At 63.2% G+C, this 24,550-nt stretch carries 26 protein-coding genes; 12 read left to right on the top strand and 14 right to left on the bottom strand.

Annotation, left to right across the window (positions count from 1 at the left end):
- Positions 1 to 64 precede the first annotated feature (64 nt).
- From phnH to Q0844_RS16025, 7 genes are all read right to left on the bottom strand, one after another.
- Positions 65 to 601: a phosphonate C-P lyase system protein PhnH gene (gene phnH / locus Q0844_RS16055; RefSeq protein ID WP_299046893.1), complete on the bottom strand. Its 537-nt coding sequence runs from the start codon at positions 599 to 601 to the stop codon at positions 65 to 67.
- Positions 601 to 1,008: a phosphonate C-P lyase system protein PhnG gene (locus tag Q0844_RS16050; protein ID WP_299046891.1), complete on the bottom strand. Its 408-nt coding sequence runs from the start codon at positions 1,006 to 1,008 to the stop codon at positions 601 to 603. Before Q0844_RS16050 ends, phnH begins: the two co-directional genes overlap by 1 nt.
- Positions 1,001 to 1,717 (bottom strand): phosphonate metabolism transcriptional regulator PhnF, encoded by a 717-nt coding sequence (gene phnF / locus Q0844_RS16045; protein WP_299046889.1) that lies wholly within the window; start codon positions 1,715 to 1,717, stop codon positions 1,001 to 1,003. Before phnF ends, Q0844_RS16050 begins: the two co-directional genes overlap by 8 nt.
- Positions 1,718 to 2,043: 326 nt before the next feature.
- Positions 2,044 to 2,850: an ankyrin repeat domain-containing protein gene (locus Q0844_RS16040; RefSeq protein WP_299046888.1), complete on the bottom strand. Its 807-nt coding sequence runs from the start codon at positions 2,848 to 2,850 to the stop codon at positions 2,044 to 2,046.
- A 241-nt stretch (positions 2,851 to 3,091) separates the two neighbouring features.
- Positions 3,092 to 3,997 (bottom strand): LysR family transcriptional regulator, encoded by a 906-nt coding sequence (locus tag Q0844_RS16035; RefSeq protein ID WP_299046886.1) that lies wholly within the window; start codon positions 3,995 to 3,997, stop codon positions 3,092 to 3,094.
- 133 nt (positions 3,998 to 4,130) lie between these two features.
- Positions 4,131 to 4,901, bottom strand: a complete 771-nt coding sequence (locus Q0844_RS16030; protein WP_299046884.1) for a hypothetical protein — start codon at positions 4,899 to 4,901, stop codon at positions 4,131 to 4,133.
- Positions 4,898 to 5,377, bottom strand: a complete 480-nt coding sequence (locus Q0844_RS16025; RefSeq protein WP_299046882.1) for an RNA polymerase sigma factor — start codon at positions 5,375 to 5,377, stop codon at positions 4,898 to 4,900. The genes Q0844_RS16030 and Q0844_RS16025 overlap by 4 nt, the downstream gene beginning before the upstream one ends.
- A gap of 106 nt (positions 5,378 to 5,483) precedes the next feature.
- Between Q0844_RS16025 and Q0844_RS16020 the strand changes: the two genes are divergently transcribed.
- Entirely contained in the window at positions 5,484 to 5,933 is a 450-nt protein-coding gene (locus Q0844_RS16020) for a DUF4399 domain-containing protein (protein ID WP_299046880.1), read from the top strand.
- A 112-nt stretch (positions 5,934 to 6,045) separates the two neighbouring features.
- On the opposite strand, the gene Q0844_RS16015 is transcribed toward Q0844_RS16020, so the two are convergent.
- Positions 6,046 to 6,981 carry a zinc transporter ZntB gene (locus Q0844_RS16015; protein WP_299046878.1) on the bottom strand — a complete coding sequence of 312 codons (936 nt, stop codon included), beginning with the start codon at positions 6,979 to 6,981 and terminating at the stop codon, positions 6,046 to 6,048.
- Positions 6,982 to 7,051: 70 nt separating this feature from the next.
- Positions 7,052 to 9,079 (bottom strand): NADPH-dependent 2,4-dienoyl-CoA reductase, encoded by a 2,028-nt coding sequence (locus Q0844_RS16010; protein WP_299046877.1) that lies wholly within the window; start codon positions 9,077 to 9,079, stop codon positions 7,052 to 7,054.
- Between the two features lie 210 nt (positions 9,080 to 9,289).
- Here Q0844_RS16010 and Q0844_RS16005 point away from each other — a divergent pair, with 210 nt between their 5' ends.
- From Q0844_RS16005 to Q0844_RS15990, 4 genes are all read left to right on the top strand, one after another.
- Entirely contained in the window at positions 9,290 to 9,766 is a 477-nt protein-coding gene (locus tag Q0844_RS16005) for a GNAT family N-acetyltransferase (RefSeq protein ID WP_299046876.1), read from the top strand.
- Between the two features lie 643 nt (positions 9,767 to 10,409).
- On the top strand, positions 10,410 to 11,213 hold the full coding sequence (locus Q0844_RS16000; RefSeq protein WP_299046874.1) for a potassium channel family protein: 804 nt from the start codon (positions 10,410 to 10,412) through the stop codon (positions 11,211 to 11,213).
- Between the two features lie 475 nt (positions 11,214 to 11,688).
- Positions 11,689 to 12,177 carry an RNA pyrophosphohydrolase gene (locus Q0844_RS15995; protein ID WP_299046872.1) on the top strand — a complete coding sequence of 163 codons (489 nt, stop codon included), beginning with the start codon at positions 11,689 to 11,691 and terminating at the stop codon, positions 12,175 to 12,177.
- A gap of 27 nt (positions 12,178 to 12,204) precedes the next feature.
- Positions 12,205 to 12,744: a hypothetical protein gene (locus tag Q0844_RS15990; protein ID WP_299046871.1), complete on the top strand. Its 540-nt coding sequence runs from the start codon at positions 12,205 to 12,207 to the stop codon at positions 12,742 to 12,744.
- Here Q0844_RS15990 and Q0844_RS15985 read toward each other — a convergent pair.
- From Q0844_RS15985 to nth, 3 genes are read right to left on the bottom strand one after another with little or no spacing between them, the layout of a single operon-like run.
- Positions 12,741 to 13,337, bottom strand: coding sequence for a GNAT family N-acetyltransferase (locus tag Q0844_RS15985; protein WP_299046870.1), 597 nt, complete (start codon positions 13,335 to 13,337; stop codon positions 12,741 to 12,743). The two genes, Q0844_RS15990 and Q0844_RS15985, sit on opposite strands and share 4 nt — an antisense overlap.
- A gap of 57 nt (positions 13,338 to 13,394) precedes the next feature.
- Positions 13,395 to 14,384, bottom strand: a complete 990-nt coding sequence (locus tag Q0844_RS15980; RefSeq protein WP_299046869.1) for an adenosine kinase — start codon at positions 14,382 to 14,384, stop codon at positions 13,395 to 13,397.
- Positions 14,381 to 15,025 carry an endonuclease III gene (gene nth, locus Q0844_RS15975; RefSeq protein ID WP_299046868.1) on the bottom strand — a complete coding sequence of 215 codons (645 nt, stop codon included), beginning with the start codon at positions 15,023 to 15,025 and terminating at the stop codon, positions 14,381 to 14,383. The genes Q0844_RS15980 and nth overlap by 4 nt, the downstream gene beginning before the upstream one ends.
- Positions 15,026 to 15,126: 101 nt before the next feature.
- On the opposite strand from nth, the gene Q0844_RS15970 reads away from it, so the two are divergent.
- The 5 genes from Q0844_RS15970 to Q0844_RS15950 all read left to right on the top strand — a co-directional run bounded on the left by Q0844_RS15970 (position 15,127) and on the right by Q0844_RS15950 (position 19,891).
- The gene (locus Q0844_RS15970) at positions 15,127 to 16,386 is read left to right on the top strand and encodes a DUF2254 domain-containing protein (protein WP_299046867.1); all 1,260 of its coding nucleotides are present in this window, start codon (positions 15,127 to 15,129) and stop codon (positions 16,384 to 16,386) included.
- Positions 16,387 to 16,762: 376 nt separating this feature from the next.
- Entirely contained in the window at positions 16,763 to 17,623 is an 861-nt protein-coding gene (locus tag Q0844_RS15965) for a bifunctional helix-turn-helix domain-containing protein/methylated-DNA--[protein]-cysteine S-methyltransferase (RefSeq protein ID WP_299046866.1), read from the top strand.
- Between the two features lie 142 nt (positions 17,624 to 17,765).
- Positions 17,766 to 18,428, top strand: coding sequence for an OmpA family protein (locus tag Q0844_RS15960; RefSeq protein ID WP_299046865.1), 663 nt, complete (start codon positions 17,766 to 17,768; stop codon positions 18,426 to 18,428).
- Positions 18,429 to 18,540: 112 nt separating this feature from the next.
- Positions 18,541 to 19,083: an NADPH-dependent FMN reductase gene (locus Q0844_RS15955; RefSeq protein ID WP_299046864.1), complete on the top strand. Its 543-nt coding sequence runs from the start codon at positions 18,541 to 18,543 to the stop codon at positions 19,081 to 19,083.
- A 10-nt stretch (positions 19,084 to 19,093) separates the two neighbouring features.
- A complete protein-coding gene (locus Q0844_RS15950) occupies positions 19,094 to 19,891 on the top strand; it encodes an acyl dehydratase (protein ID WP_299047948.1) in 798 nt (265 codons plus the stop codon).
- Here the strand turns inward: Q0844_RS15950 and Q0844_RS15945 are convergent.
- Positions 19,888 to 20,925 (bottom strand): FAD-dependent oxidoreductase, encoded by a 1,038-nt coding sequence (locus Q0844_RS15945; RefSeq protein WP_299046863.1) that lies wholly within the window; start codon positions 20,923 to 20,925, stop codon positions 19,888 to 19,890. The genes Q0844_RS15950 and Q0844_RS15945 overlap by 4 nt on opposite strands.
- Before the next feature lie 51 nt (positions 20,926 to 20,976).
- Between Q0844_RS15945 and mnmD the strand changes: the two genes are divergently transcribed.
- Positions 20,977 to 21,639 carry a tRNA (5-methylaminomethyl-2-thiouridine)(34)-methyltransferase MnmD gene (gene mnmD / locus Q0844_RS15940; RefSeq protein ID WP_299047945.1) on the top strand — a complete coding sequence of 221 codons (663 nt, stop codon included), beginning with the start codon at positions 20,977 to 20,979 and terminating at the stop codon, positions 21,637 to 21,639.
- Positions 21,636 to 22,505, top strand: coding sequence for a DMT family transporter (locus Q0844_RS15935; RefSeq protein WP_299046862.1), 870 nt, complete (start codon positions 21,636 to 21,638; stop codon positions 22,503 to 22,505). The genes mnmD and Q0844_RS15935 overlap by 4 nt, the downstream gene beginning before the upstream one ends.
- Here Q0844_RS15935 and Q0844_RS15930 read toward each other — a convergent pair.
- Positions 22,470 to 24,446, bottom strand: coding sequence for a lytic transglycosylase domain-containing protein (locus tag Q0844_RS15930; protein ID WP_299046861.1), 1,977 nt, complete (start codon positions 24,444 to 24,446; stop codon positions 22,470 to 22,472). The two genes, Q0844_RS15935 and Q0844_RS15930, sit on opposite strands and share 36 nt — an antisense overlap.
- Between the last annotated feature and the right edge of the window lie 104 nt (positions 24,447 to 24,550).

Here is a 24,550-nt window from a genome sequence, read left to right as displayed (position 1 = left end):
GCGTCCTATCGCTTCGCTACGTGAGGACATCATGCGCGTCCTATCGCTTCGCTACATGCGGACATTACAGAACCTCCACAGTCGTTGAGCGCGGCACCCCAATGACCTGATCCCCATCCAAAAGGAACAGATCAAAACCCATTGGATACCTCAAACGGGACATGCGGACGGCCCAGAACCCGTCCGGCAGGCCACCGACCTGAACCGTTGCGGATCCATCGACGCCGGGACCGGTCAAGCGCAGGGTGTGCCCAAATCCAAAGCGTGCGCGCAGGATGATCGTCGCACCGCCATCGGGGTAAAGGTCGCTGCCGGTTGCGATCTGGGCCAGCGGTTCACGCGCCGTCATCGTTCCAAAAAAGACGTGATCGGCGTGTTCGATGTCTACCAACTCGGCCCCTGTCCGCATGATCTCTGGTATCAGCAGAGGGTCGGCCGCATGCACCCGGCATTCGCGGTCGAGAAGGGCGGCAATGATGGATGCTTCGCCCGGCTCAGGCAGGGTGCGTGGCAAGCCTGGGCGGCTCAGCGACCAGAGCAACGCATCAAAGGCCGCGTTGTCGCGCGCCTCGGCCGGGCCGCGGGCGGGCGTCACCAACATCAGAAGGTCTCCATGTTCACGCGGGTGGCCTCGACCCGGCGCAGCACATCCTCGTCCGCCTGCGCGAGCGCTTTGGCCTCGGCCGCGCAAAAGGCGGCACACTCCGCCGCGCGCACATCGCTGGCCAGAGCCAGATCGACAAGAGCCATGGCCATCGCGGCTTCAAGGTCATGCCCGCGCCGCATTCCGTACCCGTCAACGCGGCCCTTGCGGACATGCGCCTCGCTGACCAGGACCTCGCCAAGGTGAAAGGCCACACCGCCCGCCGTATCCCGCATCGGGAGCATCACCAGACCCGTGCGCGATTGCAGGACTTCAAACGCGCCAAGGTCCGATATCAGCGTTTTGGCAAAGGCCTTCAGCCGTGCCTTGTCGGCCCGCGCCAGCGTGCCAAGCCTGTCATCCATCGGAATGCTCCATGGTGAACGTCACACGCGCGGCCGACCAGATCACGCGGCTCGTTGAAATCGGTGTGCCGTCCGGTGTGGCGTCGACCGCTGCAACGACCAGAACAGGAACGTCCGGGTGTTGTTTGAGCGTGCGGGCCTCATCCGCCTTCGCCGCACGCGAATAGATCGAGGTGTGCTGCCTGACATAGTCTTCGATCCCGAAGGACCGATAGGTTTCGGTGGTAGATCCCAAAACGTCGCGACGCTCGGCAAAATCCGGGAACCGTTCGGCGCAATGATAGACGCGCCCGAACGCGACAGGAAGGTCATTGGCCAGAGTGATCCTTTGACTTTCCGTGACATGCGCGCCCTTGGTCAACAGCAGGGCCTGCGCGACGTGATCCGGTGCCACGATCCTTTGGGCAGAGATAAGCACGCTCCTGACATCGACCCCTTGCGGGATCAGGTTGCGCCGCAACCTTGTCCGCTTGCCGATCTGGTAGGTCAGCCGAGGGGTATCGGCAACAAAGGTGCCACGCCCCTGCTCGATGCTGATCTTGCCTTCGCGTGCCAAAGTTTCCAGGGCGCGGCGCACGGAATGACGACCGATTTCAAAACGATCGGCCAGTTGCGTTTCCGTGGGCAACTGATCCCCTGATGACAACCGGCCCGAGCGAATGTCATCTGAAATCTCGTCCCGAATGATGGTCCAGTTTTCGCGTTTCATATCTTATTCATCCGAATGAATTTTTGGATATCCGGTTTGCGTGACACGCGCGTGACAGGATGGAAAGAAACATGTCGTGCCACGGGCGACATCAGCAACGCATCAGGCCATGTGCGGAATGGTCTGGTCCGTCGTTCGGCAGGCGGCCATACGCAGGGAAACATCTGTGACGTGTCCGGGAAATTGCCCAGATGGCCCGTGACCAGAGGGTTCGGGAAGCAGGCTCATGGGCCAGGTTGCGGGACAAAGGGGGCTTTCGCTGCATCTGCGCGAATGGCAGCTTCGCAGCAACAACGAAATTCGGTGATGACTCCTGTACAATGCTCTTAACGAAGTGGGGGTTCGAACCCTTCATCGCGATACATTTGCTTGATCTGTTGCTCAAGTTCATCGGAAGTTGGCCGAGTCGAGGCAGGCATCAGCTGAGTTAGCACCCGCAAAAGTTCAACCCTTTCCTCCAGTTCCTTCAACTTCTTTTCCCTTGAGATAGCCAGCGACACTTCTGTCAACGTCGAGTATAGGTCCGCTGCATCCTCGACTTTTCTTCGCACATCGAGGTCTGATTGAGAGCATCCTTCAAGCCACAGTTCCTTTGCCGATTCTAAAGAAGAGTCTGCTCCCGCATTCAGAAGTAGCTCTTGAATGCGCAGGTAAGGCCTTCGCTGTTCGTAATAGGGCAACTTGACAACGAAGGGTATAAGAACGAAAGGATTTTCCGCTTCCGGATGACACGCAAGCATTGTCTCAGATAGCGCCAACTGGGCGTGCTCGTATGCTGTTAGACCTTCGTTGTCTTCGCTGTTGAGCCATTGACTGGCTCTTTCGTGATCCAGCAAGAGTTCAACAAGAAAATAGAATCCTTGAGCGGATGCTTCATGCAAGGGCGTGCGCCCATGCTCGTTCAAGACAGAGCTGTCGGGCTGTAGATTTTGCAACGCCGACGTCATCTCACTAGCAGCAGTTTCTTCCAGTGATCGCCATTCTACTTCGCTACCCCCTGAAAGCTCGCCCGTCCTGTACAAGTCATTACCGAAGGCAGAGATTACCGAGAAAACACCATCTACGCGATCCTGCGCGAATGACGGATTTAGGAAACAGAACGTGGCTAGAACCCAAAGGGTTGACTTTTTCAAATTCGAAGTCCTTTTGGAAAAAATCCGACACAAAAGGCGGTCCACCAGAGAACGTACATCACACGCCACAGCATTCCAACAAAGCTGTGCGCCAAGGTGAAATTCAGGAACAAGCAGCCATTCATGCGCCGCGCAGCACTCGTCACCTTGGCCTCAAAGCCGCCCCCCATCCCCCAACAAAAAACCCCGGCACGAAACGCGCCGGGGGCAGTCATATAACCGAGGGGAGGTTGGTTAACTCTTACCAGTCCGACGGGCCCTTTTCGGCAAAGGCGTGGACCAGGAAATCGATGAAGGCGCGGACCTTGGGCTGGGTGAACCGGCCGGGCGGGTACACGGCGTAAATGCCCTGGGTCTCCGTGGGCAGATCGGGGATCGCATCCTCGACCAGGCCCTGCTCCAACGCATCGGCATACAGAAAGCTGGGCAGATACGCGATGCCAAGACCGGAAATCGCGGCGTTCAGCAGGGATTGCCCGTCATTCACGCTCAACCAGCCCGCCGTGCGCACCTGGCGCTTTTCCCCGGACGGGGCGGTCAGCTTCCAGACATTGCCCGACGACTGGTTGGAATAGTGCAAGAGCTTGTGCTCGTTCAGATCGTCGATCTTCTCGGGACGTCCGTATTTCTCGAAATACGCGGGGCTCGCGATCATGCGCTTGGTGGTCTCGGTCAGCTTGCGGGCGCGCAGGGTGCTGTCTTCCAACTCGCCAATGCGCACGGCCATGTCGAACCCTTCGGAAATCAACTCGACATAGCGGTTGTTCAGAACCATGTTCACGGTGATGTCGGGGAAATCGGCCAGAAATTCGGACAGGCGCGGCGACAGGTGGTTCACACCGAAATCGGTGGCCACGGAAATCCGCAACAGACCCGATGGCGCCGACTGCATCGAGGTGACCAGCGAATCCGCCTCGCCCGCGTCATTCAGAACGCGGCGGGCCCGGTCGTAATAGGCCAGGCCAATCTCGGTCGGGCTCACACGGCGGGTGGTGCGGTTCAGCAGGCGGGCGCCCAGACGGGCCTCCAGCGACGACACGTGCTTCGAGACGGCGGATTTCGAAATCCCCATCTTCTTGGCCGCGTCGGTAAATCCGCCCTGGTCCACGACCGTGGCGAATGCTTCCATCTCGGTAAGGCGATCCATGCCTGCTGCCTCTCAATTCATGCGTTGTTGAGGGCAGGTATGCGGGCCAATAAAGGCACGATCTGGGCAGGGGTGGGATAATATCGAGAAGTTTGCCGGGATCGTTCGTGGCATGGAAACGACGCAGGAAGGCTCAGATCTCGATATCTGCGCTCCAGGATTGGAACGTCTCGGCCTCGGCCGCGAGGGGGGCGGCGTCCGTGCCCCCGATCAGAAGGAACCCATAGCCCGGCGTGTTCCACCGCGCGAGGCCCAGACCTTCGGCGGCGCCCATGCTGACGGGCTTTGCATCCGGGCCGGACGGAATGATGCACAACGCCACCGGCGTGCCATCCGCGCGGGTAAAGGCGATCTGGATCAGCGGTTTGCCGTTAAAGCCCAGGGTCTGCGCCCGCTTGAACGTCAGCCCGTCGGTTGCGGGCAACCCGCTCAGGTCCAGACCCAACGCATCGGACACGCTTGCCAATTGCACGGCGGCCTCGGTCGGTGACGGGTCGGCCAAGGTCAACGTCTCGGCGGTATAAAGGGCCTGGTAAGAGGCCACGAAGGACACCCAGCCGCGGGGCGCCGGCTCGGGCGTGCCAAGGCCCGTGAACATCGCCACGGCCAGACCAGCGGCAAGGCCGGTGGCAAAGGTGCCCACACCCCACCCCCACCGGGCGCGGGGGCGCGCGGTCACAACGGGGGCCATCTCGGGCAGGTCCGGCATCGGAGGGGCATCCTGCAACAACGCATCATAGGCATCGACAATGGGGCCCAGCGGCACGTCCAGCGCGGCCAACTGCTCGACCACGGCCGGATCAGCCTCAAGCGCCGCGTCCACGGCGGCATGCAAGGCAGAATCCGCCTCCCCGTCCAGGTAGGCGGTCAGTTCTTCATCAGTGAACGCGCGCACGTTTGTCATTGCACCTGTGCTTGTTCCCCCGCCATTTCCGTGTTCAGCCGCTTGCGTGCTGCCGCAAGCCGGCTCATCACGGTCCCGATGGGGATCTCCATGATTTCAGCCGCTTCCTTGTAAGCGTACCCTTCGACATAGACCAGAACCACGGCCTGTCGTTGGGCCTCGGGAAGTCCATTCACCCTATTCAACACGTCACGCGCCAGAATATTCGTTTCCGCATCAGGAGATTTGTCAGGAAGGTCGATTTCTTCGACCGGAACCAACCCGCCGCCCGTACGCACCTTGCGCGACCGCAGCTCGTTCAGCCAGATCCGCTGGGCCATTCGGAACATCCAACGGTCCAGATGCGTGCCCGGTTCGAATTGATCGGCCTTGTCCAGGGCGCGCAGGCATGTTGTCTGCACCAGATCATCGGCCCAGTCGCGCCGCCCGGTCAGCGACACCGCATAACGCCACAATCGCGGATGCACATCTGCCATGCCATCCCGAACGATTCTGACAGGGTTTTGAGCAATCGTAGGAATAAATTTCGTCCCGGCATGTTAGTCTGGTGGCATATTCACAATGACACCTAGGAGAATGAAAATGAACTCATTTGTCAAAGCCGTGACTTTTGTAACATTTGCCGCGATGTCTGCGGTGCCTGCGATGGCACAGGATACACCGGCACCGGCGGATGCGCGGGTGTATTTTGTGAACCTGGCAGACGGGGACACGGTGTCGTCACCGGTGACGGTGATCTTCGGGCTTGAAGGCATGGGCGTGGCCCCCGCCGGAACGGAAAAGGACAATACCGGCCACCACCACATCCTGCTCAACCGTCCCCCACTGGGCGAAGGACCCGAAGGCGCGGACGAACTGGCCTTTGGCCTGCCTGCGGATGACAACCACATTCACTTTGGTGGCGGTCAGACCCAAGCCACGCTGGATCTGCCCGCTGGCGATCACACGCTGCAACTGGTTCTGGGTGACCTGAACCACATTCCCCACGCCGACCCGGTGGTCAGCGACGTGATCACGATCACGGTCGAATAGCGCCACGTCGCACGACGGGACACGGGGAGGGGGCGCTGCCCCCTCGCCGCATGCGCGGCTCACCCCCGGCATATTTGGCGAACAATGAAGGCATGGGGTCCGCCCGGACCCGTCAGATCCATTTGATCCGGCGCAGCACCCACACCGCCCCCGCGGTCATCGCGACAAGGGCCAGGCACAGCGCGGCAAAGGCCCATGGGGTGCCCGTGCCCGGCACCCCCGCCACGTTGACGCCAAACAGGCCGGTGACAAAGCCCAGCGGCAGGAACACCGCCGCCACGATGGACAGAACATACCCGTTGCGCCCCTGCCGCATCGCGGCCTGCGCGGTGTGATGGTCCTGCACGGCGGTCATCCGGGCAATCAGGCCCTCCAGTTCCTCGACCGTCAGCTTGGCCAGGTTGGCCTGTTCGCGCAGCAGGTCGCGGGCGCCTTGGGTCATCAGCACGCTGTCGGTGCCCACCAGCGCCACCAGCGCGTCGCGCTGCGGGGCCAGATACCGACGCATCCGTATGGCCATGCGCCGTTCCTCGGCCAGGTCAGGGGGCAGCGGGCTGTCATCCTCCTGCACGCTGTCCTCCATCTGGTCGACACGGCCCGACAGATCGAAGACCGTGTCCTGCACCCGGCCCATCAGGCGCGCGGCAAGGGTCGACACGAATGCCATCGGCGTGGCGGGGGCGTGGCCCTGTTCGGCCTCTTGCCGCAGGGCGTTCAGGGCAAAGACCTTGCGCACCCGCACCGTCACCACCCACTGCGCCGTGACCCACATGCGCACGGCCACCATCTGGTCGGCGGGCCCGTCCGCGTTCAGGTTCACGCCCCGCAGGTTCAGGATCAGCCCGTCGCCAAAGCGGTCGGCGCGGGGCCGCGTTTCGGGCGCGACCAGCGCCGCAGCGGGTATGGCCGGCACGTGGGTGTCCAGGAAGGCGGGCAGGTCCGCGTCACCCAGATCGAAATGGACCCACCGGTAGCCGGTGTCGGGCGGCGCGTCGCCGGTCGCGGTGGCGACCCCGTCAGCGGTGATGTCGAAAGCGCAAAGTGTCATTGGCGCACGCTATCACGCGGTCGGATCAAGGCAACTGCAGTAGGGTGGGCAATCTGCCCACCGGCACATGCTATAGCGTTGCCGCCAGCCGTGTGCCCTGATCAATGGCGCGTTTCGCGTCCAGTTCCGCCGCCACATCCGCGCCGCCGATCACATGGCAGGCGATGCCTTCGGCTTCCAGCGCATCGGCAAGGCTGCGGTCGGGAACTTGCCCCGCGCACAGGATGATGTCGTCGGCCTCGATCAGCGTGGGGTTTTCGCGGGCCTCGCCAAACGACACGTGCAGGCCGTCCGCGTCGATGCGCTCGTAGTTCACGCCGCCGACAAATTCGACATCCTTCATCTTCAGCGCGGCGCGGTGGATCCAGCCGGTGGTCTTGCCCAGCCGCTTGCCGTGCTTTTCGGCCTTGCGTTGCAGCAGCGTGACCGCACGCGCGGGCGCGTCGGGTTGCGGTCCCTGCGGGGACAACCCGCTGCGGTGATCTTCGGTGTCCGCGACACCCCATTCCTTCATCCAGTCTGGCAGGTTCTCGGTGGGGCTGTCGCCCTCGTGCACCAGATATTCCGACACGTCGAATCCGATGCCACCCGCGCCGATCACGGCGACGCGTTTGCCCGGCGTGGCACGCTTGCGCAGTACGTCAATGTAGGAATGTACGTTGTCGCCGTCCTGTCCGGGGATCTCCGGATCGCGCGGCAGGACGCCGGTGGCGATGATCACCTCGTCAAAGCCCTTGAGCGTGTCCACGTCCGCCTCGGTGTTGAGGTGCACCGTGATCCCCATCTCGTCCACCATGGCGCGGTACCAATCGACGAGGCCCCAGAACTCTTCCTTGCCCGGCACCTGCTTGGCCATGTTCAGCTGGCCGCCAATCTCGTCCGCGCGGTCAAAGAGGGTGACGGCGTGGCCGCGTTCTGCCGCTGTCAGCGCGGTTGAGAGGCCCGCCGGACCTGCGCCCACGATGGCGATCGTTTTCCGTGTCCCCGCGGGGACAATCTGCAACTCCGTCTCGTAGCACGCGCGCGGGTTCACCAGGCAGGAGCTGATCTTGCCCGAGAATGTATGGTCGAGGCACGCCTGATTGCAGGCGATGCAGGGTGCGATGTGGGCGGCCTTTTCCTCCATCGCTTTCTTCACGAAATGCGCGTCGGCCAGCATGGGCCGCGCCATCGACACCATGTCGGCGCAGCCCTTGCTCAGCACCTCTTCGGCCACCCCGGGCGTGTTGATGCGGTTGGAGGTGATCACGGGGATGCCGACCTTGCCCATCAGTTTCTTCGTGACCCATGCGAAGGCCGCGCGGGGGACGGAGGTGGCGATGGTGGGGATGCGCGCCTCGTGCCAGCCGATGCCGGTGTTGATGATGGTGGCCCCTGCCTTTTCGATTTCCTGGGCGAGTTGCACGACTTCTTCGTAGGTCGAGCCGTTGGGCACGAGGTCGATCATCGACAGACGGTAGATGATGATGAAATCGGTGCCGACGGCTTCGCGTGTGCGGCGCACCACCTCGATGGGCAGGCGCATCCGGTTCTCGTAGGACCCGCCCCAGCGGTCGGTGCGTTTGTTGGTGTGGGTGACGAGGAACTGGTTGAGGAAGTAGCCCTCGGACCCCATGATCTCGACCCCGTCATAGCCTGCCTTTTGGGCGCGGGCGGCGGTGGCGACGATGTCGCTGATCTGTTTTTCGATGCCGTCCTCGTCCAGTTCCGCGGGCGGGAAGGGCGAGATCGGGGACTTCACGGGCGAGGGGGCGACGCACATGGGACCATATGCGTAGCGGCCCGCGTGCAGGATCTGCATGGCGATCTTGCCGCCGTTTTGGTGGACCCGATCCGTGACGATCCTGTGGTTCGCGACATCTTCGTCCGTGGTCATCATGGCCGCACCGGGCAGCACGGAGCCTTCGAGGTTGGGGCCGATACCGCCCGTCACCATCAAACCCACCTCGCCCCGTGCGCGTTCGGCATAGAATTCGGCGACGCGGTTCCAATCCTTCGTCTCTTCCAGCCCGGTGTGCATGGAGCCCATGAGCACGCGGTTCTTGAGCGTCGTGAACCCGAGGTCCAGCGGGGCGAGCATGTGTGGATAGGCTGTCATGGTGTCCTCCCGGGCAAAATCCCTTACCGTTTCAGGTATAGCCCGCGCGATGTCACGTGCAACGCGGCGTCATGGGGCTGGGTTGTCCCCGCGGGGACAGGTTTGTGTGGCATTTTCCGCTTGCCCCATGGGGTAGCGGTGGGGCGCAGATATGCGATGCGAAAGGGCGGTGTTCCTTGCCGGGGACATAACGGAGCGGACGGTAGGACCATGGATCAGGCAACAGATTTGCATGTGCGCGACATGATCGTGGGTGAGGCGGATGCGCTGGGGCGCATCATGTTTCGGGCGATCCACGACGGGGCCAGCGCCTATACGGTGGCGCAGAAACAGGCGTGGTGTGCGGTGCCGCCCGGTGGCGCGGAATGGGCCGCGCGGCTCGCGCCGATGCAGGTGCGCGTGGCCGAGGCGCAGGGCGCGCCCGTGGGGTTTCTGGCGCGGGATGGGGCATATGTCGATTTCACCTTTGTCCTGCCGGAGTGGCAGGGGCGGGGCGTGTTTTCGATGCTGTATGACAGAACCGAAGCCGACGCCCGCGTGGTGGGGCTGTATCGATTGTGGGTGCATGCGTCATGCATGGCCCAGCCTGCATTTGCGGCGAAGGGTTTCCGCGTTGTCCGGCATGAAACGGTCGCTCGGCATGGGCAAATGCTGGCCCGCGCAGAGATGGAGAAGGTTTTGACATGACCTGAAGCAGACATGTTGCGACCGTCGGTAGGCGTGTCGGAGCCTGGCAGGAGATGGCGTTGATCTTTGTGCCGAACGCGGACCCCAGACAGGAAGGGCTGTGTGCCTGTCGGACATGGAGGCTGTCGGCTTCGAGCCTTGGTGCATGGGCTGCGTTCAGAAACAGATTGTTGCGCCCGACCTTGGGTGGGCGCATCTGCGGTCCGTTCTGGTGCGCTTTATGGTCGCCAGACACGGTGCTGGGGATGTGCTGATGTGAGCGGCTTGCAAAAGCGCCCTCCCGGGGGGGGTCAGGCGCGGCCCGGCGGCACTGCGTGCCTTGTTTCCGGGCTGGGGTTGGATGACCGGTTTGAGCCCATTTGTCAACCTTCGTACCTCGTGCCGATGGCTTGAAGACTTAGATGTTGGCCTTGAAAATAATCCACTGGATGCGTGTTTGCCCGAAACTAGTCCGTTTCAGAATTGGCATCCAGAACACTCCCCCGTAGGATATCACTCGCCCCTTCCACCTTGAGCACAAGCTGAACAACACTCGAATGAGAACCATGTAGAGCTTGCAAACTGGGAGCGACAAAGTCAAATGTGGTGCGAGCTTGGTTGAGCAGCTGAGCTGCACTATGAAGTATGCCGGAATCAAATTACCATGCGCTTGTTGCACATTTTTTGGGATTTTATTCAAGATCTTAGGGTCGTTAGTGGCGGCCTTTACCTATCACTTATTCCTCTATACGCTTTTTTTTACTTGCTGATTGCAGGAGATTTCTCTTCCAGCACAGTTCATTTGGATCCAAACTTCAAACTGACAACAGAAAGAATTGCTCGTCAAATTGAATCTACAATCAATGAATGCGAACATCCTGGTCCGCAAATCTTTAGTGTAATTGATACCAATGATTACACCATTGAAATTATAACCAAAGGCTATGAAGGCCTTGGCGACAGGCCACATGCACATGGAAGCTTGCAATTCTTGGCTGCAGATGTCTCGCAACCCGGAGCTAAACCGGAATGGCAGCAACTCGCGCGGACAGCTTATGAAAGCTCAAGCGGTAGGGTGTCTTCTGTCACCTATCAAATATGGGTCCCATTCCGCATTGTTACAAGTGTTAGTGCAGTTCACGAAACAGCATTGGTGAACAAGCTTGAAAGTTGTTTTGGACTGGAAAAGGAATCTCTCAGCTGGGAGGGGCAAACCGGGGTTACTATTGAGCAAGACCTTGCAGAACAAATCGATGCCCTTTTTGGCGCTAAGCAACACGGTTATGATGCTGGAGTGCATAATCAATACTTGCGCTTTTTATATTTTAGCACTGTTACCATAACAACACTTGGCTATGGTGATATATTGCCGGTCACTGATCGCGCGCGGGCTCTTACTGCATCACAAAGTATTTTGGGTGTTTTACTTATTGGGTTGTTTCTAAATTCGGTAGCGCGAAACCGTTAATTTCTGGGAGCTTGTACGCCTTGCCGTAGGTGTAACTGTGTGTGGCTTATCTCGAAATCAAAAACTACTACGATTGGAACAGGTGCGCACCGCGTGCTAAGAATTACACCGAAAACCATTTGTTAAGCACTAGTAGCCCAAGCTATTCTGTCACCAATTCAAATGTTTGGAGCATCGGTGCCAGCTAAAACGAATAAGACTTAATCTGGGCATCGCGCAACAACATGTGAGTTGACCTACGTTTGTTTTGGCCACGCAGCAACGGCGGCTTCGTCCGCACAGCGGACTTTTCCTCTCGTGCATCTCCCCGTCTGCGCAGACTCACGGCCCGGCGACGCGCGCCTTGAGGGATGCAACCGATGGCGGCTTCGTCCCGCTCAGCCGCCCCTTTTTTCAGGACCGGAGGCAAAACACCCTCTTCACACCGCGCGGAGAATAGTATCTTCCGGCCCAAGACCTGCCGGAGATACCCAAGATGACCCCCGAAGAGATCGAGAAGCTGCCCTATCGCAAGAACGTGGGTGTCATGGTGATGAATGCCGATGGCCTGGTCTGGGTTGGGCAGCGCACGGACCGGTACAGGGATGCGTGGCAGATGCCACAGGGCGGTGTGGACAAGGGCGAGGATGCGCGTGACGCCGCGCTGCGGGAGTTGGAGGAGGAAACCTCGATCCCCGCGGCGCTGGTCGAGGTGGTGGCCGAAACCGCCGATTGGCTGCCCTATGAACTGCCCCATGACCTGATCCCGAAGCTGTGGAAGGGAAAGTATCGCGGGCAGAAGCAGAAGTGGTTCCTGCTGCGCTTTACCGGGTGCGACGACATCATCAACCTCGAGACGGCGCACCCTGAGTTTTCGGCGTGGAAATGGATGACCCCGGCGGACCTGCCCGCCGCCATCGTGCCGTTCAAGCGCGATGTCTATGAACGGGTGCTGGCGGAGTTCGCGGTGCATCTGCGGGGCTGATATTGCATAACAGGGGCGGGTTGCCCCATGTCGGATGTGGTTGAGCGGGCCATTTCCCGTTCCTTGGCAAAGGTGGGTTCGGGTATGCGTTTTCTGGTGTTCGTTTTGGCGGTGTTGCCGGTATCCGCCTTTGCCTTGTCCTGCATGCCGCATGGCGTGACCAACGCCTATCAGGCGGCCGCCGCGGCGGAAGAGGGCTATGTCCCTGTTCTGGGGACGCTGGATTTTGATCCGGACCTGTTGCCCGAGATGGACCTGTCGGGGCAGAGCGATACACCGCCCGTGACGTTGATCCCCGCGACCTTCAGGGGCGTGGCCATGACAGTGCGCGGCCTGGACCGCCCGTTCGAGACGGATGTGGTGCTGGAGGTGCAATGTTCCGGGCCGTGGTGTCCGCAGCCTCAGCCGGGCAAGATGCTGGGGTTCCTGCGTCAGACCAGCCACAGCCATGTGCTGCACACCAATGCCTGTGGCGGGTTTCTGTTCGGCCGTCCGACGGACGGGCAGGTCGCGCAGGTCAGGGACTGCCTGGCCGGGCGCCGGTGCGAGGCCCGAACGCGGCCCTAGGGATCGAAGACGGGGATGTGGGGCGCGAGGCCGCGGTCATAACCATGTGCGATGCGCGGATCGTCCGCGATCTCGATCTGCTGGCGCACGGGGACAAAGCCCGAGCGCTGGTAGAAGCCAAGCGCCTGCGGGCTGTCGATGGTGCAGGTGTGCACGTGAAACCGCGAGATGTCCGCCGACCATGCCAGATCAATGGCCATGTTCATCAGGTACCGCCCCGCGCCCGTCCCGATCAGCGGCGCGGTCACGCCGAAATAGGCCAGTTCGCACGCGCCCTTGCCGCGAAAATCAAGTTCCAGCAAGGCGCCGTCCGCGCCGTCCCTTTGCAGGGTGTAGACATGCACGTCCGGGTCGCTGAGGATCGCGTCCAGGTCCGCATCCGGCATCGTCATCCGCCCGTACCAAAGCCAGTCTGAGCCCACGGCGGTGAAGACGGACCTGTACCACGCCCGCGTGGGTGACTGGATTCGCGTCAACATCCAGCCGTCGGGCACGGGCACCGCGCGCGTGGGCGCGGGCCGGGTCATCTCAAGATGGGTGACAACCATGGCAACCTTGCCCGGTGGAATGTCGTGCAGCCCGTCGCGTAGCATCGCTTCATTGTTCCTCAAATATGCACATCCACCCGGTCGGATGGGCGCGCCGTTTGGCTACAGCAGGCCTGCGCTGGCAAATTGCTGTTTCATGTCGATCTGGGGCCGGGGGCCGATATGGCTGATCACTTCGGCGGCACAGAGATTGCCCATGCGCCCGCAGGTCGCCATGTCCCGCCCGGTCGCCATGCCATAGATGAACCCGGCCGCGAATTGATCACCCGCGCCGGTCGCATCGACAGGTGTGATGGTTTCCACGGGGATGTCGTGGCGCGCGCCGTTTCCGATGATGGTCACGCCATCGCCCGAGCGGGTACAGACCATCAGGTCGATCATGTCGGCTGTTTTCGCCATGGCCGCCTCAAGATCGTCGGTTTCGAACAGCGATTTGATCTCGTGTTCGTTGCCGATCACGTAGTCGAGTTCATTGCCGATCATGTCGAGGAAATCGGGCCGGTGCCGGTCGACGCAGAACGGGTCGGAGATGGCGATACCCGCCCTGCCGCCCGCGCCGCGGGTGAGGCGGGAGGCCTGGCGGAACGCCTCCTTGCCCTTGTCCTTGTCGAACAGATAGCCTTCGAGGAACATGATTTCGGCATTGGCGGCCACGGTTTCGGGCACGTCATCGGGGCCAAGTTCGGTCGAGATGCCCAGATAGGTGTTGAGCGAGCGTTCGCCGTCCGGTGTGACGAAGATCATGCAGCGCGACGTGGGCAGTTCGCCATCGGGGATGGGGGCGTTCACGAAGTCGGTGCCGCTTTCAGCCATGGACTGCGCATAGAACCGCCCCAGCGCGTCGTCGTGCACCCGTCCGATGAACGCGGTGGGCAGGCCAAGCGCGCCCACGCCCGCGATGGTGTTGGCCACGGCCCCGCCGGGGGTTTGCAGCCGGTCGGTCATGGAGGCGTATAGCACCTCGCCCCGGTCCTGTTCGATCAGCTGCATGATCCCCTTCTCGATCCCCATGAGATCGAGAAAGCTGTCGTCGGCATGGGAGATCACATCGACAACGGCGTTGCCGATGCCGGCGAGCGTGTACTTGGTCATTGGGTCTTTTCCTCAAACGGGCAGAGATCTTTGATGATGCAGGTGGGGCATTGCGGCTTGCGCGCCTTGCAGTGGTAGCGGCCGTGCAGGATCATCCAGTGGTGGGCGTGCAGTTGGAAATCCGCCGGGATGTTGTCTTCGATGGCGCGTTCGACGGCGTCCACCGTCTTGCCCGGCGCGATGCCGGTGCGGTTGCCAAGGCGGAAGATATGGGTGTCGACGGCCTGGGCCGGATGGCGCCACCACATGTTCAGGACCACGTTCGCGGTCTTGCGTCCGACGCCGGGCAGCGATTGCAGGGCGGCGCGGGAATTGGGGACCTCGCCGCCATACTCGTCCACGAGGATCTGGCTGAGCTTCATCACGTTCTTGGCCTTCTGGCGGTAAAGCCCGATGGTCTTGATGTGCTCTGTCAGCCCGTCAAGGCCGAGGTCCAGCATCTTCTGGGGCGTGTCGGCCACCTGAAACAGCGCCTTCGTGGCCTTGTTCACCCCTGCGTCGGTGGCCTGTGCCGACAGGGCCACGGCCACGACAAGGGTGTAGACATTCACATGGTCCAGCTCGCCCTTGGGCGCGGGGTCCGCGGCCTGGAAGCGGGTGAAGATCGCGCGGATCGTGTGGTAATCAAGCTGTTTTGCCATGGCGCGGGGTTATGGGGGAGAATGGGGGCACGGGCAAGTGTTGCCCTACCTCTGCGTCGGTTTTGCGTTAGATGTCGGCTGTGCTGCCAAAGGAATAGCCAATGATGTCGCGCCTGAAATGGATCAAGATGGTGTTTTTGCGGTACTACCGCGACATGGGGCTGCGCGTGCTGCTTTATGCGTTGCTGTCGGTGGTGGCCACGCTGGTCAGTCCCCTGGCCAATGCGATGCTGGGCGAAGCGGTGAAGGCCAAGATCGACTTTGAGGCGGTCCTGGCGGTGCTGACGATCCTGGCGTCATCGATGCTGGCGGTGTCGACCTTTTCGCTCAACATCATGGTGTCGGCGCACCGGGCAGCGGCGGCAAATGCCACACCGCGGGTGCACCGCATCCTGCTGGAGGACACGACGACCCAATCGGTGCTGGCCGCGTTCATCGGGGCCTTCGTGTATTCGCTGGGGTCCATCGTGCTGTACCATCTGGGATTCTATGACCCGGATTCCGCATTCTTCGCGATGATGGTCACGGTGGCTGTTGTCATCCTGGTGGTGGTCTCTTTGCTGCGGTGGATCGAACATCTGACGATGCTGGGCAGTGTCGAGGAAAGCCTGAATGCCGCGCGGGACCGGGCCCGCGAGTCCCTGCTGGCGCTGGCGCGCAATCCCCGCCACGGCGCGTCGCCACTGTCGCAGGATACGGTGTTGCCGCAGGTCCTGACGCCGCTGCCCGCCCCGCGCACGGGCATCTTGCAGCTGATTGACATGGCATCACTGGAAGACTGCCTGCCGCACGCGTCAGTCATCTATCTGAAGGTGCGACCCGGATCGCATGTGCTGGAGGGCGAGACGCTGGGGCATGTGTCGGGCACGATGACGGAGGACGTGCTGGACCAAATTGCCGATCAGTTCACCTTTGGCGTCAACCGCACCCACGAACAGGATGCGGAGTTCGGCCTGACGGTCCTGTCCGAGATCGCGTCGAAGGCGCTGTCGCCGGGCATCAACGACCCCGGCACGGCAATCGAGGCGCTGATGGCGTTGAAATCGGTGCTGTGGGCCTATGCACAAGAGGCACCGGCGGCCGATGCATCCTCATCGCCGCGTGTTTTTGTCGCCTTTCCCGAACCGGCTGATTTCGTCGAGGCCGCCTTTGCCGCGATTGCGCGGGACGGTGCGGGCACCATCGAGGTTGCGCTGACGCTGCGCAAGGCGCTGGCTGCCCTGGCGGAATGCGGCGCGGACGGGATGGCGGATGCGGTGCGCGCCTTTGCCGACCGGGCGATGCTGCATGCGCAGGAGGCGGGGCTGCCCGAGCGCAGCCTTGAGCGGCTGCGGGCGGTGGAGATGCCGGAGGCGGGGTAGCGGTCTAGGTGCTTGCGGCCTTGGTGCGGTAAGACGGGTGGGTTTTGACGGCCCGCATCCAGTGGCGGCTGAGGAACCTCTGACAGACGTTCGGCCCTTTTCTCTGCACGGACTCAAGGCGCAGCCGCCGTGCATCGCCAGACCGCCCCCCGGGCTGGCGATTTGGCTGCCACCAGCGCGTCGCTCAGAGCGGAGATGTACTTTGCAGCCATAAAGTGCCCTGAACAAAGGGAAGATCGCCATCCCGCGGTCTGGCAATGCATGGCTTTCGACGGCGCGGCACAGCAAGGGCAACTTCGTCCCGCATAGCCGACCTGCACCGCTTCCCGCACGAAACGGGTCGCGTGTCTGACCGTCTTCGCCTAATTTCCACCCCATGGAACAGATCGCACATACCCCCACCGAGACCGGCTATCACTTCAACGTCATGCGCCGTGCCATCGACCTGATCGATGGGGCCGAAGAGCCTTTGAGCCTTGAGGCGCTGGCGGCCGAGATGGGGATGAGCACCGCGCATTTTCAGCGCATCTTTTCCCGCTGGGTGGGCGTGTCGCCCAAGCGGTATCAGCAATATCTGGCTCTGGGCCATGCCAAGGCGCTGTTGAACGAACGCTTTACCACGCTTGAGACGGCCCATGCCACGGGCCTGAGCGGGTCGGGGCGCTTGCACGATCTGTTTCTGCGCTGGGAATCCATGTCCCCCGGCGACTACGCCAAGGGTGGCGCGGGTCTGACCATCTATTGGGGGTGGTTCGACAGCCCCTTTGGCCTGTCGCTGGTCATGGGCACCGACAAGGGCATCTGTGGCTTGGGCTTTGCCGCCGAGATGGGCGAGGATTGGGCCATGCAGGATCTGGTGCGCCGCTGGCCCAAGGCCGATTTCGTCGAAGACCCCCTGCGTCTGCGCCCCTGGGTTCTGGCCGCCTTCGGCGCCAAGGAGGCAGAGTTGAAAGAGGCCCCGCTGTACCTGATCGGCGCGCCCTTTCAGATCAAGGTGTGGGAGGCGCTGTTGCGCGTGCCCAGCGGCCACGTGACCACCTATTCCGAGATCGCGGACAGCATCGGCAATCCGCGGGCGGTGCGCGCGGTTGGCACCGCCGTGGGCCGCAACCCGGTCAGTTGGCTGATCCCCTGCCACCGGGCCCTGCGCAAGTCCGGGGGCCTGGGCGGGTATCACTGGGGCTTGCCCGTCAAGCGCGCCCTTTTGGCCTATGAATCGGCGCGCGCGGAAGCGTGATCTGACCGATTACGGGTATGGGCGAGATGCTGCTTATGGCATTTTCCCCCTATTTCTTGGAACACAGCCCCCCTATCTTGCGTCTTTATAAGGGTGCGTGCCCGAACACGGACCCGTTTTGGAAGGCAGTAGGACAACAGATATGCTTAAAACACCCACATTCGTCGCCATCGGTGCCATTGCCGCACTGACCGCGTGTACCGACCCCGGCAGCCTTGGCACCGTTGGTCCAAGTGGTGAACCCATCAACCAGAAGCGCAATTCGGGGGCGGCCATCGGTGCGGCATCGGGTGCCGTGATCGGTGCGATTGCAGGCGACACGGGCACCGCCGTTGCGGGTGCGGTCGTGGGCGGCCTGATCGGCGGTGCCATCGGCTATGACCTGGACCAGCAAGAGGCCGAGCTGCGCCGCGAGTTGGCCAGTGGCGTGACCATCACCAACACCGGCGACCGGCTGATCGTATCCTTCCCCGAGGCAATCCTGTTTGCCACGGGCAGCTTTACCGTCCGCCCCGGTCTGAACAGCGACATGGCGGCCCTTGCGCGCAGTCTTGAACGCTATCCCGCGTCGACCGTGCAGATCGTGGGCCACACCGACAGCGATGGCGACGCCGCCTTTAACCAGCAATTGTCGGAACGCCGCGCGAATGCCGTGGCCGACGTGCTGTTGAACCAGGGCGTGCCCTTCAACCGCGTGCAGACCTTTGGCCGCGGCGAAAGCCAGCCGGTGGCCACCAACGCCACCGCGGCGGGCAAACAGCAGAACCGCCGGGTCGAGATCGTGATCCTGCCCAACGCGCGCTGAGCCGAAAAACCCATCAACCCAGTGTCAGGGGCCCCGGAACATCTCCGGGGCCCCTTGCGTTTGAGGGCCATCCGGCCATTCTGGGCGGGCTGATTGAACAAGGGATTTTCTGATGACGACGCCGACCTTGCTGGGCATTTCCGGCTCTTTGCGCACTGCTTCGACCAACACGCGCCTGTTGCGCGAGGCGGCCCGGCTGTTTGGCGATTGCACCTATGTCCAGGGTGATCTGCGGATGCCGTTGTATGATGGGGATCTTGAGGCCGAAGAGGGCGTGCCTGCGGCTGCCCGGACGCTGGGCGCACAGATCGCAGAGGCCGACGCCGTCATCATCGCGACCCCCGAATACAACAAGGCCCCGCCCGGTGTCCTGAAAAACGCGCTGGACTGGGTGAGCCGTGTGAAGGGCACCCCCTGGGCTGGCAAGCCCGTTGCCGTCATGTCCGCCGCGTCCGGCCGGGCCGGGGGCGAACGGGCGCAGATGATCCTGCGCGCCTGCATGGTGCCGTTTCGTCCCCGCATCCTGCAGGGCCCCGAAATTCACCTTGCCGCCGCCGCGGACCAGTTCGACCCCGAGGGCCGTTTGACGGGCGCGCTTTACGTGCGCGAGTTGACCACGCTGATGGAGGCCCTGCGGGCCGAGATTGGCCGTTAGCGCCGTTCCGATGCAGAAGGCCAAGACCGCAGAACTGCGCCAGCGGGACGTGATGGACCCGGCCCGCGCCTGTGCGATGCAGGTGGCGTTGGGGTCCACGCCCGCGCTGTCGGCGGGCGATGCGCTGCCGCCCTTTTTCCACCAGCTGTATTTCTGGGCACCTGCGCCCCCCAACCGCTTGGGCCGGGATGGGCATCCGCAGGTGGGGGGAGTGATCCCCGACATGGGGCTGCCGCGCCGGATGTGGGCCGGAGGGCGGTTGGCCTTTCACGCGCCCGTGCGGCTGGGATCGCCTGCGGAGCGGGTGACCGTTTGCGAGGATGCAGTCCGCAAGGAGGGACGGACCGGGCCGTTGGCCTTTGTCACCTTGCGCCATGAGATACGGCAGGCTGGCGTGCTGTGTGTGAGCGAGTGGCAGGATCTGGTCTATCGCGAGGATCCTGACGTGACCGTGCCGCGCCCGGCGCCGCCGGTTGCGCCTGTGGATGAGGAGGAGGCAGTGGCACATCGTTTCGATGCGACGGTGCTGTTTCGGTATTCAGCGCTGACTTTCAACGGGCACCGCATCCATTATGACCAGCCCTATGCGCGGGAGGTTGAGGGCTATGACGGGCTGGTGGTGCATGGCCCGCTTCTGGCGCAGCATCTGATGCTGATGGCGGAGGCGGCGTTCGGGTCATTGGAGCGGTTCCGGTTCCGGGCGACATCGCCCTTGCTGCATCACGAGTTGGGGACGTTTTGCCGGGCAGGGCGCCGGCTTTGGGTGCGGGGGCCGGACGGGCGGATGTGTATGGAGGCCGAAGCCTAGAGCGATGCGCTGACTTCGAACCCCGGTGGGATCGTGTCGCGGTTGTCGAGGATCAGGTCCGCCATGGTGGTGGCCACCTTGGGGGCCATGCCGAAGCCGATCTTGAACCCGCCATTGGCGATGAAATGGCCCGGACGGTCGGGCCATGGGCCAAGCATGGGCGCGCGGCTGCGGCTGCGGGGGCGCAGGCCCGCCCATTTTGCAATCACGGGTGCGTCTTGCAATGCCGGCATCGCTGCGCGGGCGCGTGTGATGATATCGTCAAGCTGGGCATCGGTGGCAGTGGGGTTGTCGTATTCGCGTTCCGTCGTTGAGCCGATGGCGGTGGTGCCATCAGCGTGCGGGATGATGTGCAGCGTATCGGCAAAAAGCTGGGGGGCATCGTGCGCGGTGAAGTCCAGAAGCGCGGCCTGGCCCTTGATACCGGCGCCGACCATACGGGTGTGACCGGCGTTGAGATGATCAAGCCCGGCCACGCCTGTGGCGTGGAGGGTGATGTCGGTCTCGGGGGCGCGTTCGACGATGCCGACACCCTTGGCCTTGAGTGCGGCGGCGAGGGCTTGGCACGCTTGACGCGGGTGGATTCGGGCGCTGAGCGTGTCGTGGATTTCCATGCCAGTGGGGCTGTGTGCCGCCCATTTTGGGTCTGCGATAGGGCGGACCGTCCATGTGGCGGCTTTGCTCCACAGGTCTTTGGCCGTCTCGGCACGTTTCTTTGCAAGGGTCAGCGCCGCGTCGTCTGCGATGGGTTGGCAGCGCCCGGTGCGTCCGTAGCCGGAGGATCGCCCGCCTGTGGCTTCGACCTCGGCCCAGAAGGCGGTGGCCATCAGCAGGCTGTCCAGTTGGAACTGCTTTTTCGGGTTCCAGTTTTCGGGCACATGCGGGGCAAGGGCCCCCACGATGCCGCCCGACGCTCCTGCGGCCACGCCGTTCGGGTCCACCACTTGCACACGCGCGCCCCGCTGCGTCAGAACCCACGCGATGGACAGGCCAAAGATGCCTGCGCCGCGGACGGTGATGTCTGCCGTTGCCATTCCAGATGCCTTTCGCCAAGGTCGCGCCGGTATCCTTTACAGGGGCGGATGATGCAGGACCAGCGGGCAGAGCTTGAGTGGCGTGAGGGCCGTGTGCCGGTGTCGGTGCGCTTTGACGATCCGTATTTTTCGCTCGACAACGGCCTGGCCGAGACGCGGCATGTGTTTCTGGATGGCAACGACCTGCCCGCGCGGTTTCGTGACGGGTTTCATGTTGCAGAGCTGGGGTTTGGAACGGGTCTGAACTTTCTGACCGCCTGGGCGGCGTGGCGGGACGCGGGCGTGCCGGGGCGGTTGCAGTTCACCAGTTTCGAGGCGTTCCCGGTGGAGGTGGAGGCGATGGAAAAGGCGCTGGCCGCGTTTCCCGAGGTGGCGGAGTTTGCGGCGCAGTTGGTTGCCGCCGGTGGTGGGTCGGCGGCCTTTGACGATGCCACGGTGACCGTGATCGAAGGTGATGCGCGCGAGACGTTGGCGGCGTGGGACGGGCGCGCCGATGCGTGGTTTCTGGACGGGTTTTCGCCCGCGAAGAACCCGGAACTGTGGGGGCCGGAATTGATGGCAGAGGTGGCGCGCCACACTGTCCCCGCGGGGACAGCCGCGACCTATACGGCGGCGGGGTTCGTGCGGCGGGGGCTGGAGGAGGCCGGGTTCACTGTGACCCGCGCCCCCGGCTTTGGCCGAAAGCGCCACATGACGCGGGCCGTTTTGGGATGAGCCAGGGCAACAACACCCGGTTGGGCATTGCGCTGATGATCGCGGTGTCGGTTGTGTTTGCGAGCCAGGACGGTATCTCGCGCCACCTGGCGGCGGAATACAATGTCTTCATGGTGGTGATGATCCGGTACTGGTTCTTTGCGGCCTTTGTCGTCGCGGTTGCGGCCCGCAAGGCCGGTGGCGTGCGGGCGGCGGCGCAGACGCAACAACCCGTGGTGCAGGGGCTGCGCGGGCTGCTGCTGGCGGCGGAGATTTGCGTGATGGTCACTGCCTTTACCGTGTTGGGACTGGTGGAGAGCCATGCGGTGTTTGCCGCCTATCCGCTGTTGGTTGCCGCGCTGTCCGGGCCGATATTGGGTGAGCATGTGGGGTGGCGGCGCTGGGCGGCGATTGGCGTCGGGTTCATCGGCGTGCTGTTCATCCTGAAGCCCGGTCTGGGCGTGTTTGATCCGGCGGCGGTGATCCCATTGGCCTCGGCCATCATGTTTGCCGTCTATGGTCTGCTGACACGCTACGTGGCGCGGGATGACAGCACGGCGACCAGCTTTTTCTGGACGGGCACCAGCGGGGCGGTGGCGATGACATGCGTCGGCCTGTGGTTCTGGGAGCCGATGAGCGGGCCGGATTGGGCGTGGATGGGCGCGCTGTGCATGACCGGTGCGTTGGGCCACTGGCTGCTGATCCGCACCTACGAGGTGGCGGAGGCGAGTGCGGTGCAGCCCTTTGCCTATTTCCAGATGGTGTTTGCCGCCGCCGTGGGCATCAGCGTGTTTGGCGAGGTGCTGGAGGTGAACGTGATCATCGGCGCGGCCATCATCGTGGCGGCGGGCCTATTCACCCTGTGGCGCGAACGGCAACAGGGTTGAGCCGGTGAGTTCCGCGCTGAAGGGGACCGGCAGCGGGTCCTGCCCCAGACGGGCGCGGTAGATCGGCAGGCTTTCGGTGACGCGCATCACGTAGTTGCGGGTTTCGCGGAAGGGGATGTGTTCGATCCAGTCGATGACGTCGAAATCATCCGTGCCCCGGCGCGGATCGCCAAAGCGCAGCATCCATTGGTCGGGGCGGCTGGGCCCTGCGTTATAGGCCGCCGACATCAGGATCACGTTGCCGTCGAAACGGCCCGCAAGCTGGCTGAGGAACGTGGCCCCCAGTTTGGCGTTGTAGACCGGATCGGAGATCAGGCGCGCGGTTGTGTGGTCATCGGACAGACCGAGGTCGCGGGCCACGTCGCGGCCCGTGCCGGGCATGATCTGCATGAGGCCGCGCGCGCCGACACCCGATTGGACAACGGGGTCGAATTCGCTTTCGCGGCGGGCGATGGCAAGGGACATTTCGGGTGCCATCGGCAGGTCTGAGTCAGCCAGCGGGTGCAGCGGGTAGTAGGGGGCGTGGAGCGTGACGCCGCGCCGTGCGACACGCTTGCCGATCATCACGGCGAGGTGCGGTTGCCCGGCGGCAATGGCGACCTGGCCCAGGCGGCCCGCTGCATCGCGGTCAAGCGTTTCGGCGAGGTGGGTCCAGAAGCGTTCCGCCAGGTTCAGTTCGCCGGAGGCCTGGAGGAGCAGGCCCGCTTCGAACAGGTCGTTGCGGGCGAGTGGCGCATCGGGTGCGGGGAAGGATTCGGACCCGTCGAGGAGCGGGTCGATGGCAAGGTTGCCGCGTTCTGCGGCGAGAAGGCCGTAGAACGCGGTTTGATATTGCGCCCCCTCGGCATAGGCGGCGCGGGCGGCATCGGCGTTGCCCATGGCGTCGTGTGTGCGGCCGATCCAGTATCCGGCGCGCCCGCGCGAGATCGGGGAGCGGGTGGCGTCGCGGTGGTTCTGGAAGTGGCCGAGCGCAACCTCGGGGTCCCGAAGCTTGCGCAGGGCGATGTAGCCCGACAGCCATTCGAGGTCGGCATAGGCGGACCCTTCGGTCAGGAAGTGCCGGGCGGCCAGTTGATAGGCGTTCGCGGCGTCGCCATCGCGCATTTCATCGCGGGCAAGGGCGCGGCGGCGATTGGCCCATGCCTCGGGTCGGCCCAATGCCTCGACCGAACGGGAGCGGTCCAGTAGCAGGGCCTTGGCGTCGTCCCAACGCCCCTTGCGGATGCGCCATTCAAAGCGGGCATGGGCAAGGCCGGGGTCGTCCTGCAGCGCTTCGGGCACCGCTTTGATCAGGGCGTCCACGGTGTTGGACAGGGCGCGCAGGGCGATGCGGGCCTGGGCCAGTGCCAATGGCCCCTTGTCGACCAGATCGAACATGCGCCGGGCGCTGGTGATGTCGCCGGACCACAAAAGGGCGTCGAGGCGCGCGGCGTGGTGGGGTTTCAGGAGCGTCTCGTGGGCGGCGAGAAAGCGGGCCTGAGCCGTTTCATCCATGGGCAGTGTGCGCCAGGCCAGAACCAGGTTGGCGTCCGCCTCTCCGGTGCGGTCGGCGCGGGTGAGGGCGGCGGCGTGGGCAAGGATGCCTTCGGGTGTTTGGGGACCCGTGTCTTCGAAGAAGGACAGGATGGCGGTATCGCCTGCGTCGACCACCGCCTTTTCCGACCGCTGGCGCAACAGTGCCTCGCCCGGCCAGTCGGGGCGGCGATCAAGGAAGGCGACCACCTCGGCATAGGTGCCGCGGCTGGCACGCAGGCGCTGCCATTCGACGATGTCGGCAGCCACATCGCCGTCGCGTGCGGCGATCTGTGCGGCACTGTCCCAGTTGCCTGCGCGCAGTGCCTCCATCGCCCAACCAAGGGGGCGGGGCCGTTCGGCCAGCGCCGCCACAGCGGATACAAAAAGCAAGGCAAAGGCGAGGGCAATCCGGCTCATCTCTTGCATTTCCCTGCGTCGCGTGGCTAGAGCCTCTGAGCATATGCCCGGTGCGTGACAGTTCAACTCACGTTTCCGGGCATGTGCGAAAATCATCCCAGGCCCTCTGCCTG

This window comes from uncultured Tateyamaria sp., assembly GCF_947503465.1.
GTDB lineage: Bacteria > Pseudomonadota > Alphaproteobacteria > Rhodobacterales > Rhodobacteraceae > Tateyamaria.
Note: the sequence above shows the minus strand (reverse complement) of the source record. Positions and strands in the feature narration are given on the sequence as shown.

Excerpts from the sequence above, each read along its gene's own strand:
- phnH (WP_299046893.1), bottom strand. The coding sequence starts at position 601 with ATGTTGGTGACGCCCGCCCGCGGCCCGGCCGAGGCGCGCGACAACGCG.
- Q0844_RS16050 (WP_299046891.1), bottom strand. The coding sequence starts at position 1,008 with ATGGATGACAGGCTTGGCACGCTGGCGCGGGCCGACAAGGCACGGCTG.
- phnF (WP_299046889.1), bottom strand. The coding sequence starts at position 1,717 with ATGAAACGCGAAAACTGGACCATCATTCGGGACGAGATTTCAGATGAC.
- Q0844_RS16035 (WP_299046886.1), bottom strand. The coding sequence starts at position 3,997 with ATGGATCGCCTTACCGAGATGGAAGCATTCGCCACGGTCGTGGACCAG.
- Q0844_RS16030 (WP_299046884.1), bottom strand. The coding sequence starts at position 4,901 with ATGACAAACGTGCGCGCGTTCACTGATGAAGAACTGACCGCCTACCTG.
- Q0844_RS16025 (WP_299046882.1), bottom strand. The coding sequence starts at position 5,377 with ATGGCAGATGTGCATCCGCGATTGTGGCGTTATGCGGTGTCGCTGACC.
- Q0844_RS16020 (WP_299046880.1), top strand. The coding sequence starts at position 5,484 with ATGAACTCATTTGTCAAAGCCGTGACTTTTGTAACATTTGCCGCGATG.
- Q0844_RS16015 (WP_299046878.1), bottom strand. The coding sequence starts at position 6,981 with ATGACACTTTGCGCTTTCGACATCACCGCTGACGGGGTCGCCACCGCG.
- Q0844_RS16010 (WP_299046877.1), bottom strand. The coding sequence starts at position 9,079 with ATGACAGCCTATCCACACATGCTCGCCCCGCTGGACCTCGGGTTCACG.
- Q0844_RS16005 (WP_299046876.1), top strand. The coding sequence starts at position 9,290 with ATGGATCAGGCAACAGATTTGCATGTGCGCGACATGATCGTGGGTGAG.
- Q0844_RS16000 (WP_299046874.1), top strand. The coding sequence starts at position 10,410 with ATGCGCTTGTTGCACATTTTTTGGGATTTTATTCAAGATCTTAGGGTC.
- Q0844_RS15995 (WP_299046872.1), top strand. The coding sequence starts at position 11,689 with ATGACCCCCGAAGAGATCGAGAAGCTGCCCTATCGCAAGAACGTGGGT.
- Q0844_RS15990 (WP_299046871.1), top strand. The coding sequence starts at position 12,205 with ATGTCGGATGTGGTTGAGCGGGCCATTTCCCGTTCCTTGGCAAAGGTG.
- Q0844_RS15985 (WP_299046870.1), bottom strand. The coding sequence starts at position 13,337 with ATGCTACGCGACGGGCTGCACGACATTCCACCGGGCAAGGTTGCCATG.
- Q0844_RS15980 (WP_299046869.1), bottom strand. The coding sequence starts at position 14,384 with ATGACCAAGTACACGCTCGCCGGCATCGGCAACGCCGTTGTCGATGTG.
- nth (WP_299046868.1), bottom strand. The coding sequence starts at position 15,025 with ATGGCAAAACAGCTTGATTACCACACGATCCGCGCGATCTTCACCCGC.
- Q0844_RS15970 (WP_299046867.1), top strand. The coding sequence starts at position 15,127 with ATGATGTCGCGCCTGAAATGGATCAAGATGGTGTTTTTGCGGTACTAC.
- Q0844_RS15965 (WP_299046866.1), top strand. The coding sequence starts at position 16,763 with ATGGAACAGATCGCACATACCCCCACCGAGACCGGCTATCACTTCAAC.
- Q0844_RS15960 (WP_299046865.1), top strand. The coding sequence starts at position 17,766 with ATGCTTAAAACACCCACATTCGTCGCCATCGGTGCCATTGCCGCACTG.
- Q0844_RS15955 (WP_299046864.1), top strand. The coding sequence starts at position 18,541 with ATGACGACGCCGACCTTGCTGGGCATTTCCGGCTCTTTGCGCACTGCT.
- Q0844_RS15950 (WP_299047948.1), top strand. The coding sequence starts at position 19,094 with ATGCAGAAGGCCAAGACCGCAGAACTGCGCCAGCGGGACGTGATGGAC.
- Q0844_RS15945 (WP_299046863.1), bottom strand. The coding sequence starts at position 20,925 with ATGGCAACGGCAGACATCACCGTCCGCGGCGCAGGCATCTTTGGCCTG.
- mnmD (WP_299047945.1), top strand. The coding sequence starts at position 20,977 with ATGCAGGACCAGCGGGCAGAGCTTGAGTGGCGTGAGGGCCGTGTGCCG.
- Q0844_RS15935 (WP_299046862.1), top strand. The coding sequence starts at position 21,636 with ATGAGCCAGGGCAACAACACCCGGTTGGGCATTGCGCTGATGATCGCG.
- Q0844_RS15930 (WP_299046861.1), bottom strand. The coding sequence starts at position 24,446 with ATGCAAGAGATGAGCCGGATTGCCCTCGCCTTTGCCTTGCTTTTTGTA.